The sequence below is a fragment of the Streptococcus suis genome, assembly GCA_024583055.1.
Lineage (GTDB): Bacteria > Bacillota > Bacilli > Lactobacillales > Streptococcaceae > Streptococcus > Streptococcus suis_V.
This window is the reverse complement of record CP102145.1, coordinates 630,935-644,705: the sequence shown is the minus strand read 5'-3', so window position 1 is coordinate 644,705 and position 13,771 is coordinate 630,935. Positions and strand designations below refer to the sequence as shown.

At 43.1% G+C, this 13,771-nt stretch carries 15 protein-coding genes and 1 pseudogene; 8 read left to right on the top strand and 8 right to left on the bottom strand.

What is annotated here, in order from left to right:
• Nucleotides 1-37: 37 nt before the first annotated feature.
• From mnmE to NQZ91_03090, 5 genes are all read right to left on the bottom strand, one after another.
• A complete protein-coding gene (mnmE, locus tag NQZ91_03110; GenBank protein ID UUM58373.1) occupies nucleotides 38-1,411 on the bottom strand; it encodes a tRNA uridine-5-carboxymethylaminomethyl(34) synthesis GTPase MnmE in 1,374 nt (457 codons plus the stop codon).
• Between the two features lie 148 nt (nucleotides 1,412-1,559).
• Nucleotides 1,560-2,213, bottom strand: coding sequence for a hemolysin III family protein (locus NQZ91_03105; protein ID UUM58372.1), 654 nt, complete (start codon nucleotides 2,211-2,213; stop codon nucleotides 1,560-1,562).
• A gap of 2 nt (nucleotides 2,214-2,215) precedes the next feature.
• A complete protein-coding gene (locus tag NQZ91_03100) occupies nucleotides 2,216-2,677 on the bottom strand; it encodes a DUF1836 domain-containing protein (protein ID UUM58371.1) in 462 nt (153 codons plus the stop codon).
• An 83-nt stretch (nucleotides 2,678-2,760) separates the two neighbouring features.
• Complete coding sequence (locus NQZ91_03095) at nucleotides 2,761-4,410, bottom strand: FAD-dependent oxidoreductase (protein UUM58370.1); 1,650 nt, start codon at nucleotides 4,408-4,410, stop codon at nucleotides 2,761-2,763.
• Nucleotides 4,411-4,743, bottom strand: coding sequence for a rhodanese-like domain-containing protein (locus tag NQZ91_03090; protein ID UUM58369.1), 333 nt, complete (start codon nucleotides 4,741-4,743; stop codon nucleotides 4,411-4,413). It abuts the gene before it with no gap.
• Between the two features lie 110 nt (nucleotides 4,744-4,853).
• Between NQZ91_03090 and NQZ91_03085 the strand changes: the two genes are divergently transcribed.
• The 3 genes from NQZ91_03085 (at nucleotide 4,854) to topA (ending at nucleotide 8,285) form a co-directional block, all read left to right on the top strand.
• Nucleotides 4,854-5,114, top strand: coding sequence for a metal-sensitive transcriptional regulator (locus NQZ91_03085; GenBank protein ID UUM58368.1), 261 nt, complete (start codon nucleotides 4,854-4,856; stop codon nucleotides 5,112-5,114).
• 143 nt (nucleotides 5,115-5,257) lie between these two features.
• Nucleotides 5,258-6,100: a DNA-processing protein DprA gene (gene dprA, locus NQZ91_03080; GenBank protein ID UUM58367.1), complete on the top strand. Its 843-nt coding sequence runs from the start codon at nucleotides 5,258-5,260 to the stop codon at nucleotides 6,098-6,100.
• Between the two features lie 91 nt (nucleotides 6,101-6,191).
• Complete coding sequence (topA, locus tag NQZ91_03075) at nucleotides 6,192-8,285, top strand: type I DNA topoisomerase (protein ID UUM58366.1); 2,094 nt, start codon at nucleotides 6,192-6,194, stop codon at nucleotides 8,283-8,285.
• Nucleotides 8,286-8,418: 133 nt separating this feature from the next.
• Here the strand turns inward: topA and NQZ91_03070 are convergent, their stop codons facing one another.
• Nucleotides 8,419-9,216: an XRE family transcriptional regulator gene (locus tag NQZ91_03070; protein ID UUM58365.1), complete on the bottom strand. Its 798-nt coding sequence runs from the start codon at nucleotides 9,214-9,216 to the stop codon at nucleotides 8,419-8,421.
• A 102-nt stretch (nucleotides 9,217-9,318) separates the two neighbouring features.
• Here NQZ91_03070 and NQZ91_03065 point away from each other — a divergent pair, with 102 nt between their 5' ends.
• Entirely contained in the window at nucleotides 9,319-9,822 is a 504-nt protein-coding gene (locus tag NQZ91_03065) for a hypothetical protein (GenBank protein UUM58364.1), read from the top strand.
• Between the two features lie 11 nt (nucleotides 9,823-9,833).
• Entirely contained in the window at nucleotides 9,834-10,106 is a 273-nt protein-coding gene (locus NQZ91_03060; protein ID UUM58363.1) for a hypothetical protein, read from the top strand.
• Between the two features lie 53 nt (nucleotides 10,107-10,159).
• On the opposite strand, the gene NQZ91_03055 is transcribed toward NQZ91_03060, so the two are convergent.
• Both NQZ91_03055 and NQZ91_03050 read right to left on the bottom strand, forming a co-directional pair.
• Nucleotides 10,160-10,486, bottom strand: coding sequence for a hypothetical protein (locus tag NQZ91_03055; protein ID UUM58362.1), 327 nt, complete (start codon nucleotides 10,484-10,486; stop codon nucleotides 10,160-10,162).
• A 47-nt stretch (nucleotides 10,487-10,533) separates the two neighbouring features.
• Nucleotides 10,534-10,908, bottom strand: coding sequence for a hypothetical protein (locus tag NQZ91_03050; protein ID UUM58361.1), 375 nt, complete (start codon nucleotides 10,906-10,908; stop codon nucleotides 10,534-10,536).
• 405 nt (nucleotides 10,909-11,313) lie between these two features.
• Between NQZ91_03050 and NQZ91_03045 the strand changes: the two genes are divergently transcribed.
• From NQZ91_03045 to NQZ91_03035, 3 genes and pseudogenes are all read left to right on the top strand, one after another.
• A complete protein-coding gene (locus NQZ91_03045) occupies nucleotides 11,314-11,700 on the top strand; it encodes a hypothetical protein (protein ID UUM58360.1) in 387 nt (128 codons plus the stop codon).
• A 162-nt stretch (nucleotides 11,701-11,862) separates the two neighbouring features.
• Nucleotides 11,863-13,146, top strand: coding sequence for an O-acetylhomoserine aminocarboxypropyltransferase/cysteine synthase (locus tag NQZ91_03040; protein UUM58359.1), 1,284 nt, complete (start codon nucleotides 11,863-11,865; stop codon nucleotides 13,144-13,146).
• Between the two features lie 110 nt (nucleotides 13,147-13,256).
• Nucleotides 13,257-13,731 (top strand): annotated as a pseudogene (locus tag NQZ91_03035) (FAD-dependent oxidoreductase).
• The last annotated feature ends 40 nt before the right edge of the window (nucleotides 13,732-13,771 follow it).

Here is a 13,771-nt window from a genome sequence, read left to right as displayed (position 1 = left end):
TTATTTACTGGCTAGTTTTTGCCCATCCTCCTTGTCCTTATTTTCCAAGACAGAATTGGCTAAAGAGCTGGGTGATGAGTTCGTCTGGAGCGGCATCGCCTGTGATTTCTCCCAATATTTGCCAACAGCGGGTCAGGTCAACCTGTAACAAGTCGACAGGCATACCCATTTCCAGTCCGTCATTGACAGCTTGCAGGCTTTGGACGGCTTGTTCAATCAAGGAAATGTGGCGAGAATTGGAGAGGTAGGTGGCATCTTGCTCTACCAGACCAGCATTTTCAAAGAAGAGCTGGTTGATTTTTTCTTCAATCTGGTCGATGTTCTGGTTTTTTAAGACGGAAATGCGGATGACCTCCTCAGGCAGCTGGTCTGCTTCAATCTGTTCTTCCAAGTCGGTCTTGTTGAGCAGGACAATACGGTTGGCCAAATCGGAAATGGCTAGTAGGTTGCGATCTTGCTCGGTCAGGTGTTCGGATGCGTTGAGGACTAGCAGGATGAGGTCGGCCTCCTCAAGGGCTTTTTTGGAGCGTTCCACACCGATTTTTTCAACGATGTCATCTGTTTCACGGATACCAGCGGTATCAATCAGCTTGAGGGGGACGCCTTTGATGTTGACGTATTCTTCGATAACGTCGCGGGTTGTTCCTGCGATGTCTGTAACGATGGCTTTTTCCTCGCGGAGGAGGTTATTGAGCAGGCTGGATTTTCCCACATTGGGACGACCAATAATGGCGGTTGCGATGCCTTCACGCAGGATTTTTCCACGGCGGGCAGTGCGGAGGAGATTTTCTAGAAGAGCTTGGAACTGGAGGGTCTTCTCACGGACCAGCTCTGTCGTCGCCTCCTCCACGTCGTCGTACTCAGGGTAGTCGATGTTGACCTCGACCTGAGCCAGTGTGTTGAGAATCTCCTGGCGGGTGTCGTTGATGAGCTGGGAAAGGGAGCCGTCAAGCTGGCGTACGGCATTGTGCATGGCCTTGTCGGTCTTGGCGCGGATAACATCCATGACGGCTTCGGCCTGGGTCAAATCCACACGACCGTTGAGAAAGGCACGCTTGGTAAATTCACCCGGCTCAGCCATCCGAGCACCTTGGCGAATCAGGAGCTGGAGAATTTCGTTGGTAACGGCGATGCCTCCGTGGGTATTAATTTCAATGACATCTTCGCGCGTGAAGGTGCGGGGAGAACGCATAGCGCCAACCATGACCTCATCCAAGACCTGGTCAGTATCAGGGTCGATGATGTGGCCGTAGTTGAGGGTGTGGCTGGCAACGGAGCCTAAGTCCTTGCCCTTGAAAACCTTGCTGGCGATAGCAAAAGCTTCGGTTCCTGATAGGCGGACAATGCCGATAGCGCCCTCACCCAAGGGAGTCGATATGGCGGTAATGGTGTCAAATTCTTTGGTAATCATAATTTTTACTTTCTAAGAAATTGTATTCACAAGTAAGATGAACTTATATAAAAGTGCCAAGCTCTGAATGCAGCTTCTAACATTTCCTATGTATCAGTTTATCATGGAAAGCAAAAAATCGCATGAAATTGGAACGTCTATCGGATTTCTAGTATAACATAAAATAGACAATGGCGATATACTGCAGGGCTGAGGCTAGGAGAATAAACAAGTGCCAAATCATGTGAAAATAGGGTCGTTTCTTGGCATAAAAGAGAGCACCGATTGAATAAGACAATCCCCCTGCCAACATGAGGAGCCCGAAAGTCAGATTTGTCTGTTGGAAAATGGCCGGCAGGATAAAAATGATGAGCCAGCCCATAATCAGATAGAGTGCCAAACTAAATTTTTCATTGATTTCTTTGGCAAATATTTTGTAGAGAATGCCGAAAATCGTAATGCCCCACTGTAAGCTGATAATCAGATAGCCCAACCAACCACCGACTAAGGAGAGAGCAACAGGTGTATAGCTGCCCGCAATGGCGATGTAAATCATACTATGGTCAATCATCCGCAAAACATACTTATGGATCGAAGTATAGGGCATGGAATGATAGATAGAAGAAGAGAGGAACATCAGGAACAGACTGCTGACAAAAATGGACATTCCAACCACAGCAGTGACATTGTAATCCTTAAAGGCATGCACAGCGGTAATGGGCAGTAGAGCCAGCATCAGAAGGGCACCAATAGCATGCGTGACGCTGTTAGCGACTTCTTCGCCGAATGTTAGGGGAATACTGAGTTTCATTTTGTAATCCATGACTAGCCTCTTTCTAATTCTAAAGCCAGCTGATGCGTCTTGTGGTAGAGTTTCAAGGTCTGGCAAGCATAACGAATGATTTCAGGAGCTGTCTCCATCTCATTTTCATTCATACAATCCACAAAATAATTGTAGAGCCTATCTGAAGAGTAGTGGGACTGTAAGATATTCAGGGTCTGGCTGATTTCTTGGATGGAAAATACATTCTTCAAACAAGTCAGCGCAATCAGTCGAGCCAATTGGTGTTTCTGGTATTTCTTTTTGATAGGCTTTTCCAAATGCTTGTGTTTGACATAATTGTTCACCATAGATGCAGTCAGCCCCTTGTCCTCCTTAGACGGTGAAAACTGCGTAGCCTGATGGACATAGAGCAAGACCTGATCTAGATACAAATCAATCTCTGGCAAGTCTTCCCAATAGGGCAATTGATGATCGCTTTCGTTTTTGTTTAATCTAGTATACATAACTAGATTATATAATCATGAAAATAATTTGTCAATTGAAAAGATAAAAATTCCTCCAGAACCATCTAGTCTGGAGGGATAATCTAGTTTAAGATAGCGTTAGGTCGCACCATTTTATAGAGAGAATAGGCACCGTCTAAGTTCTTTACATCGAAACCATGTTGTTTTAACAAACGTTCAGCAATATAAGAACGGAGACCGCTATGACAGCTTACGATGTAGCGCTCATTTTTATCTAATTCATTCATTCGGTCACGGAGTTGATCGAGTGGAATATGTATATAATCTTTAAAATGACCTTTTCGCACTTCATTATGATTCCGGACATCCAATAAAATAGCACCATTTTCCAACTCTAGCTCCAATTGATGCCACTGGATATTCTCACTCAATCCTTCTGCGATATTGAGGGCTGCGTAGCCAATCATGTTGACCGGATCTTTAGCCGAGCCAAATGGAGGTGCGTAGGTCAATTCAAGTTCTGGTAAATCAAAAATTGTCAAACCAGCCTTAATAGCTGTCGCAATGACATCAATGCGTTTATCAACCCCTTTTTGGCCAACAGCCTGCGCCCCATAAATTTTGCCATCAACTGGTGAAAAAATCAACTTGAGGACAATATCGGTTGCACCCGGATAGTAACCGGCATGATCCTTGCCTGTTGTATGTACGACCGCATGGTTAAATCCAAGCGTCTGAACCGCTCGTTCGTTTAGACCAGTGGAGGCTGCGACTAGGTCAAATATTTTAACGATGGCTGTCCCGATAGACCCTTTATTGATACGTTTTAAACCAGCAATGACATCAGCAACCTGTCTACCTTGTCGATTGGCAGGAGAGGCTAGAGAAATCAAAGCGTCTTGCCCGGTTATCTCTTGCTTAACCACGATAGCATCACCTACCGCATAAATATTTGGTAGATTGGTCTGATAATTTTCATCAACCAAAATACCACCGCGAAGTCCCACTGCGATTCCTGCATCAGCAGCTAATGTTGAATCTGGCTGTACCCCGACAGATAAGATTGTCAAGTCAGAAGAAATTGTTTCCCCATTTGCTAAAGATAATACTTGTCCATTGTGGCTGAAACCTGTCACAGACTGACCCGTGAGGACACGAATTCCTTTCGATATTAGTTCAGCCTCAATAAAGCTAGCCATTTCTTCATCCAAAGGCGGCAAGACATGAGGAGCTTGTTCAATCAGTGTGACGTCCAGTCCCTTGAGTGTTAAATTTTCAGCCATTTCCAAACCAATAAAACCAGCACCGATGACAACTGCTTTCCCATTTTCTACTTTCTTCAGTTGTGTCATGATTTTTTCCAAATCAGGTACATTTCGCAAAGTAAACAAATTGGTTGCATTTTCTATACCCTCTAGGGTAGGAATAAAGGGCTTTGCCCCTGGCGATACAATCAATTTATCATAAGTTTCTTCGACCTGCCCATTTGGAGTTTGGACAGTGACAGTTTGTTTGTCAGGGTGGATGTTAATGACTTCGTGAAAAGGCCGAACATCCAGATTAAATCGCTCTTGTAAACTTTCTGGTGTTTGGAGTAATAGACTGCTTTGATCTGCAATTTCTCCAGAAACGTGATAGGGAAGTCCGCAATTAGCGAAGGAGACGTATGGACCTTTTTCAAATACGATAATTTCGGCATCCTCCATCAGACGACGGAGACGAGTAGCAGCGGACATTCCTCCCGCAACACCACCAATAATTAGAATTTTCATTTATTGATCTCCTTTGATAGGACCGTTCCAGGCATTCATTCCGCCACGAACATTCAGTGCATGGTATCCAAGACTAGTCAAATACTCAGTAGCTCGTTGACTGCGCATGCCTGATTGACAAATGACGAGATACTGTTTCGTTTTATCGCCTTTGAAGTTTTCAAGTTGACTCAGTGGGCTATTGATTGCTTGTGCAATATGTCCAGAATTAAATTCATTGACTTCTCTGACATCCAATAATATAGTATTGGGCTCTTGTAAGGCTTGTGGCAGTTCTGCCACAGTAAGACTCTCGGAAGATGAAAAGATTCCTGATAAGATTTGTTTAAACATGTGTTCTCCTCTTAGATACCCTATAGGGTATTTTAAGTATAACAAAGATGAGGATAACTTGTCAAGTTTTTGAATTGACTTTTTTACAAACAATCGGTACCATATAGAATATGAAGACAGATAAAAAAGATATGATGAACCGATTAAAACGCGCAGAAGGTCAACTTCGCGGTATTCAAAAAATGGTTGAAGAAGAACAAGAATGTATAGATATTGTAACGCAGCTTAGTGCAGTCCGATCCAGTATTAATAGCATGATGGGAATTGCCATTGCACAAAAAGTTCAATCCTGTATTGAACATCCTTCTGATGACCCAGAGGAGCAAGAGAGACGATTGCAAGAGGCAATCAAATTGATTATTAAAAAATAGGAACAATAGAATAATCTAACAGTATTTCAGAGAATTTCTTAAGAATTTGTTAGTCTCAGAATAAAAAATGTTTCAAAATTTTCTATGAATTTCTTCGGAGATTTATTTTTTTTACGAACAAATCAGGTAGAGAGGTAATTAATATGAATAATTTTGATATTTTTAAGTTGAAAAAGGCTGGGCTGACCAATCTCAATATTCACAAAATCTTGGTTTACCAAGAAAAGTTTGATAAAAAGCTATCCTTGCGCAACATGGCTGTCGTCTCTGAATGCAAAAATCCCATTCTCTTTATGGAAAATTATAAAAATTTGGACATCAAGGCCTGCCGTGAGGAGTTTAATCGCTTTCCATCCTTTTCGATTTTGGATGACATTTATCCCTTGGCCCTCAAGGAAATTTACAATCCGCCAGTCTTGCTCTTTTACCAAGGAGACCTTGACTTGCTAGATAAACCAAAGTTGGGCGTGGTTGGTACGCGAAATGCCAGTAAAAACGGCATCCAGTCAGTCCAGAAGATTATTAAGGAACTTCAGAATCGCTATGTCATTGTCAGCGGCCTGGCGCGTGGAATTGACACTGCGGCCCATATCGCCAGCCTAAAAAATGGTGGACAGACCATTGCGGTCATCGGTACAGGCTTGGATGTGTCGTATCCCAAGGAAAATAAAGATTTGCAGTCCTATATAGGCAAGCATCATCTGGTCTTAACAGAGTACGGGCCTGGTGAACAGCCGCTCAAGTTTCATTTCCCAGAGCGTAATAGGATTATCGCTGGTTTGGTCGGCGGACTGGTGGTCTGCGAGGCAAAAATGCGGTCGGGTAGCCTGATTACTTGTGAGCGTGCCCTGGAAGAAGGGCGGGAAATATTTGCCATTCCAGGCTCCATTTTAGACGGAAAATCTGACGGATGTCATCATTTGATTCAAGAGGGCGCAAAGTGCGTCACATCGGGCTTGGACATCATTTCTGACTATCAATTTTAAAATAAGTTTTCCTATAGGAAAATAAAAATCTTGACACTAGCTGAAAAATAGGATATTCTTTGTGAGTTAAAAATATTTGTAAGGAACGAGAATGGCTACAAAAACAGTTAGTAAGAAAAAAACAGCGAACAAGAAAAATTTGGTTATCGTAGAGTCGCCTGCCAAGGCCAAGACCATTGAGAAATATCTTGGTAAAAATTACAAGGTAGTTGCCTCGGTCGGACATATCCGTGATTTGAAAAAATCCAGCATGTCCATTGACTTTGACAATAACTACGCACCAGAATACATCAATATTCGTGGTAAAGGGCCGCTCATCAATTCTTTGAAAAAAGAGGCCAAGAATGCCAAACAAGTCTATCTGGCGAGTGACCCGGACCGGGAAGGAGAGGCGATTTCCTGGCATTTGGCCCACATTTTGGGCTTGGATGAGCAGGACAAAAACCGTGTGGTATTTAATGAAATCACCAAGGATGCGGTAAAAAATGCCTTCAAGGAGCCGCGTGCTATCAACCATGACTTGGTCGATGCCCAGCAGGCCCGTCGGGTCTTGGACCGTATCGTAGGGTATTCGATTTCGCCAATCTTATGGAAAAAGGTCAAGAAAGGCTTGTCGGCAGGGCGCGTGCAATCCGTTGCCCTCAAGCTCATCATTGACCGAGAAAATGAAATCAACAATTTCAAGCCGGAAGAATACTGGACCATTGACGCTACCTTCAAAAAAGGAACGAAAAAATTCCAGGCATCATTTTATGGAGTGGACGGCAAGAAAGTCAAAATCGAAAACAATGACCAAGTCAAGGAAGTCTTGGATAGGCTAAAGGGTGATGATTTCTTGGTGGAGCAAGTCGAACGCAAGGAGCGGAGACGCAATGCGCCATTACCGTACACCACTTCCACCATGCAAATGGATGCGGCCAATAAAATCAATTTCCGTACGCGGAAGACCATGATGATTGCCCAGCAGCTTTATGAAGGGGTCAGTCTTGGAACAGGCGGCACGCAGGGTCTTATTACCTACATGCGTACCGATTCGACGCGGATTAGTCCAGTGGCTCAGGAGCAGGCTGCTGCCTTTATCACAGAGCGGTTTGGTCAAAACTATTCTAAGCATGGCAGCAAGTTCAAAAATGCCAGTGGTGCCCAAGATGCCCACGAGGCTATTCGTCCGTCCAATGTCAATCTGACCCCAGAATCCATTGCCAAATATCTGGATAAGGACCAGCTCCGTCTTTATACACTGATTTGGAATCGTTTTGTAGCCAGCCAAATGGCTGCGGCTGTATTTGACACCATGAGCGTTCGTCTAGAGAAAAATGGTGTTCTCTTTGCGGCTAATGGTAGCCAAGTCAAGTTTGACGGTTATATGGCGGTTTACAACGACTCAGACAAGAATAAAATGTTGCCGGATATGGAGCAAGGTGATACGGTTACTCGGACCGCTACCAATCCTGAGCAGCACTTTACGCAGCCGCCAGCTCGCTATTCTGAGGCGACACTAATCAAGACCTTGGAAGAAAATGGTGTTGGTCGTCCATCTACCTATGCACCGACCATTGAGACCATCCAAAAACGCTATTATGTTAAACTGGCTGCCAAGCGATTTGAGCCGACAGAGCTGGGCGAGATTGTCAATAAATTGATTGTTGAATTTTTCCCAGACATCGTCAACGTCAAATTTACAGCCGAAATGGAGCAGAAATTGGACGACGTTGAGGTTGGAAAAGAGCAGTGGCAGAAGATTATCGATAGCTTCTACCAGCCTTTCAAGATTGAGTTGACCAAGGCTGAGGAGCAAATGGAGAAAATCCAAATCAAGGATGAGCCTGCCGGATTTGACTGTGACGTTTGTGGTCATCCCATGGTCATCAAACTGGGGCGATTTGGTAAATTCTACGCATGTAGCAATTTCCCAGATTGCCGCAATACCAAGCAAATCACCAAGGAAATCGGCGTGACCTGTCCAGTCTGTCATCAGGGTCAGGTCATTGAGCGCAAGAGCAAACGCAATCGTCTTTTCTACGGATGTGACCGTTATCCAGAATGTGAATTTACATCTTGGGATAAGCCGGTCGGTCGTGCCTGTCCAAAATGTGACCATTATCTGGTTGAGAAGAAGGTTCGTGGTGGTGGCAAGCAAGTCGTCTGCCCGAACGGTGATTATGAAGAAGAAAAGATTAAGTAAACTTTTGTAGGAATCAAATGGATGAGCCTGTCGATTTGGTGGTGAAAAGCCTCAAGCCAAGTCTGCATTTTGGTCGTCTATTCAAAGATAAAACAAAAATCCTGTAGTTTTGAGAACCACAGGATTTTTCATTTTATTCAGGAGAATAAATTTGGACGAGTTGACCAATTGGTCTGATGTCGTCGTCCTCAGACAAGAGGATATCATCATAGTCGGGATTAAGGGATTCGAGATAGGTTCCCTTATTTTTTTTGACAAAATTTTCGCCGTTGACCGAAAAAATTCCTACAGTATTGAGCTCGACTTGGTGAGAGAGACGGATAAAGAGATAGTCACCGTTGGCAATGTAGGGCGCCATTGAATCTCCGACCACCTCAGCAATAGCATCGTACTCCTGTGGAGTAGGAATAGTATCAGTAGAAAAAGTGACTAGGTTATCAAAGTCGCTGTCCTGCCAATAACCGCTACCAGCAGACACCTTGCCTTGGACAGGAAGTTGGACGGTCTCTAAGTAGTCAGACAGCTTGATAACCTCGCCTGACGGTGCATCTGAATCTGCCATGTTAGCTACCTGCTCAAAGCCAAAGTGAATCCATTTATCACGGTAGTCACCTACCAATATTTGGTCTAGTTCTTGCACCTGATTTGACATTTTGTAATGGAATTGGGCAAATTGTCCAGGTGTCAGGGTCAGGGCAATATCCTGGTCCTGGTCCAATTGGGCAATCAGTTCATGCACTGGGATGCCCATCCCAATCGCAATCTTTTCCAGAGTTTCCATGGTTGGTAGAAGGGGCTTCTTAGTCTTTGGATGCTGATTTTTTTCCAGCATAGAAATGTAACCCTTGGTTAGGCCGGATATTTCCGCAAATTTATCCATTGATAGTTTTTCGTTTGTCCGGTAGTTTTTTAAAATGTCACCTAGAATCATGGCTTTCCTCCTTGATTGTTTAACTTATTTTACCATATCTTGAATAAAATATCAAATTTTTGTTTAACATGTTTGACAAAATTCAAAAATGATGGTAAGATAATGAAAACAGAAGGATTGGAGGATAGACAAATGGAAGTTCGGAGGACTGAGATTCAGTGGGAAACCTTGTATCGGGAGTGGGAGAATTATGCTGAGCATTTTGGACTAGATACGGGTGATGTGTGTGTTGACAGCTTGTCTGAGGGTACAGCTGGTCTCATGACCATGCGCTTGCTGGCTAAATACCAGGGGAATCCAGAGTTGAGGGCTGCGATTTGGTTAGCTTCCTTTTGCCGAGATGTAATGCAGGATTATTCCTATTTGTTAAATAGCAGAGCCTATCAGTTAGTCAATCAGATATATTTTCTTGCCTTTGATTTATTCAAAGAGGATGGGTTTGCCTGGAGCAGTCATCTGAGTCGCTTGCAGCCAAAATTATTTATATCTTATCGGATATTAGAAGGGCTTGATTTGACAAACTACCAGTCTATTGTGGAGTTGGCCATGTTGCAGGCCAGTTTAACCAATCAATTTTACAATCGTTCCCTGTTGAGTCGTGTATAAGGAGAAATCAAATGAAACATCAGACTGAGTACCAGTGGGTATTGAAAAGCATGGTTGAGTATGAGAGGCGCTATGGTATTACTATCTTGCAGGAGCTGTGGTCTATGGGAGTTCGAGATGGTGAGGAAGTCAGTCGTTTGGTAGATGGTGTCATGGAAGCAACTCGAACTAAGGAAATGGTTTTGGATGTATCAGCCCTGGTCGGGCAATTTCGCTTGCAGATTGAACGGATGCGCTATCTTTATCAGACCAATCTTGGGCAGGAGGAAAGATTGGCAAGCTAGTTGGATATAAAAAGCACCTGAGAGTGCGTCCTCAAGTGCCTTGTAGGTGAATCCTATTCTGCCAGGAATCTATTTTCTTTTCTGTCAAATTTGTGCCCGCAGTACCGACAGTAGTAGTAGGTTCGGTCAGCTTCGTAGAGGGTAGCAAACCAAGCTCCTCGACTACCATTCAATAGGTGGCCCATCATAGCTGCAGTTCGAGAGTAGCGCTTTCTAGCCGGCTTGTAGGCTTGAATAGATGTGGACGAACATTCTGGACATCGGCTGGGCAGGTGGTGCTTATCATCTTCTGTCGTCGGGTGGAGCCTCCTGTATATACTGTAGGCAATGATTAGGGTAATAAGTCCAATAGGACCAATGTATTCTAGGAGATTTTTCATGTATCTTAAAATGTCTTTCCAGGATTAGATTTGGCTGGGTGGTCATTCTAAGTGCGCAACTGACTTAAATATTGGTCATACTTTTCTAGAGGCACTACACCTAAGAGGCAGAGTGTTCCAATTAAGATTCCACGAAGCAGTTGCTGCTGGTTGCCTTTGGACAGCCAAACAGTGACCAATGCAGCTAACAATAGCAGAAGAAGGGAGAGGAGTTTTCGCCAAGGCTTTAGTTGAAAGAATGTTGGAGATTGAGGAGTATCTTTCTTAGAGAAACGGACACTGTAACCAATTAAGATTCCTAAACTAATTGAAATGGAAATATACAATGAGTAGGGCATTAAGTAGATGGCTATGAAACTGTGCACTAGAAAAAGGAATAGGAGCTGACTCCAAATAGGTATGGTTAGCAATAATTTTTTCATAGTTGCCCGTCCTTCCATAATGATTGACCATCACATTTTGTGTAGAAATATGTCATAGTTTTCTATGATAGTGACATTGTTTAAGAGGGTTCAAGTATAAACAAGGCTGATAGGTTATCCAGTCTTGAAGTTGACTATATCATTCTCCAGAATTATTAGTTATTTGCCTTTTTGGAGGCATGAAAATGTGGGTTTCACTAAGATAAGTATAGCAAAAACTTGCTTGTTTTTCAAGGGAAATCTGGTCGAATCACCTTTGAGGATTTAGTATAAAACCATAAGAAATTGTTATAGGATTATATGTCGTTTACCAGACATTTTTTTAGATTTATGTTAATATAGATTTGGAAGAGGATGTTATGCAAAGATGATATTCTTTTGCAAAATATAGAAAGGGGGCAAAATATGAGCAATCGTAAAGAACAAGAGGAACTCAAGTACCTCGAATCTAAGAAAGTTCTATTAGAGGCCCAGCTAGAGAACCTTCGTGACCGTAAAGGTCAGGTGGGTAAAGAAATTTCTCTGGTCTCTTCCAAACTTAATTCAGTCAATCAGAGAATCCAGGCATTGAAAGGCCGAAGCGATTTGATTGTTTCGGAACATGCAATGCTGCGTTATTTGGAGCGAGTTGAGCAGCTTGATGTTGCTATCTTGAATCGAATAATAGCTGAAGACGAGGAATTACAGAGCGTTGTAAAAACCCTTGGAAATGGGATTTTCCCAGTCAAGGGTAGGGGATTTAAACTTGTCATAAAAGACAACGTAGTTGAAACAATTACCCTTGATGATTAGTTGACTGAAATAGGTATTACCCGATAATCCATGATTATTGGGTATTTTTTCTTGCTTCTTAGAATGATATAGTCTATAACTATAGCCTTGGATTAAAAATTTCTATTGGTCAAGCCTGTGAAAATAGAGTACAATGTTCAAAAAGAACAAAGGAGATCCCTTATGACTAGAGAATTTTCGTTTGAGACCTTGCAATTGCATGCGGGACAGGAAGTAGATGCGGCTTCAAAATCTCGTGCTGTACCAATCTATCAAACAACCTCTTATGTATTTGATGATGCCCAGGAGGCGGAAGACTTATTTGCTCTTCGCAAATTGGGAAATATCTATACTCGAATTACTAACCCTACAGTAGCAACCTTTGAGAATCGGATTGCAGCGCTAGAAGGTGGTGTTGGAGCTCTGGCTACTTCATCTGGTATGGCGGCTATCACCTATACTATATTAGCTTTGGCTCATGCCGGTGATCATATCGTAGCAGCAACAACTCTCTATGGTGGTACCTTTAATCTTTTCAAAGAAACTTTGCCACGCTATGGAATCACAACCACCTTTGTTGATATTGATGACTTCGAGGCAGTAGAAGCAGCGATTCAAGATAACACCAAACTAGTTTTTATTGAGACCTTGGGTAATCCGGTTATCAATGTTCCTGACCTTGAAAAATTGGCGGACATTGCACATAGAAATCAGATTCCATTGGTATCGGATAATACGTTTGCAACGCCTTATCTCATCAATGTCTTCTCACATGGTGTAGATATTGCAGTACATTCAGCGACTAAATTTATCGGTGGACATGGTACAACAATTGGTGGTGTCATTGTTGACTCTGGTAAATTTGACTGGGCAGTATCTGGGAAGTTCCCGCAATTTGTTGAGGAAGATCCTAGCTATCACAATATCAGCTATACCCGTGATTTGGGTGCAGCAGCCTTCATTGTGGCGGTTCGTGTTCAATTGCTCCGTGACACGGGTGCAGCCCTAGCTCCATTCAACGCCTTCTTGTTGTTGCAAGGGTTAGAAACTCTTTCTCTTCGCGTTGAGCGTCATGTGTCCAATGCAGAAAAAGTCGTTGATTTCTTGCTCAATCATCCTAAGGTAGAATCCGTCAATTATCCTTCGCTGGACAATAGCCCTTACAAGGCACTGGCGGATAAGTATTTGCCAAAAGGAGTGGGGTCCATCTTCTCCTTCCAGGTAAAAGGCGGAGCCGAAGAAGCGCGTAAAGTCATTGATAGTTTGGAAATATTCTCTAATTTGGCGAACGTTGCTGATGCTAAATCTTTGGTGGTCCACCCAGCTACTACCACACATGCTCAATTGCCAGAAGAAGCTCAGCTCGCAGCAGGTGTCACGCCAAATCAAATCCGTCTTTCAATTGGTCTCGAGAATGTAAACGACTTGATTGAAGACTTGAAGATAGCCCTAGACAGCTTATCATAAAATAGAATCGACTTGGACAATGGTTCAAGTCTTTTTTCGTAGCAAAATTCTGCCAAAATGCTTTTTTTTGCTAGAATGAAGACAAGTAAATAATGTTTAGGAGTAATCTTGTGGAACAATATGATTTAGTAGTCATTGGTTTTGGTAAGGCTGGAAAGACCTTAGCAGGAAAGCTTTCTGTAGCTGGTAAAAAGGTTGCCTTGGTTGAGGAAAATCCTGCTATGTTTGGTGGAACCTGTATCAATATCGGTTGTATTCCAACCAAAACCCTATTGGTTGCGGTTGATAAAAACTGGACCTTTGAGCAGGTTATGGAGCAAAAGGAAACTATCACAACTCGTCTGCGCAATAAGAACGAGATGGTGCTGAAAGGCAGCGGTACGACTCTTATCCAAGGTTCTGCACGTTTTGTAGCTGACAAGGTTGTGGAGGTAGTTGCTGGAGAAGAAAGCCTCCAGTTAACTGCGGAAACTATTATTATCAATACAGGTGCCAAGTCGCATATTCTTAATTCCTGGCTTGTTGGATACGCCAAACGTCTATGACAGCACAGGCATTCAGAACTTGGAGGTTCGTCCTGGCAAGTAGGCAATTATCGGCGTTGGTTTGTTCTAATCAGATTGAA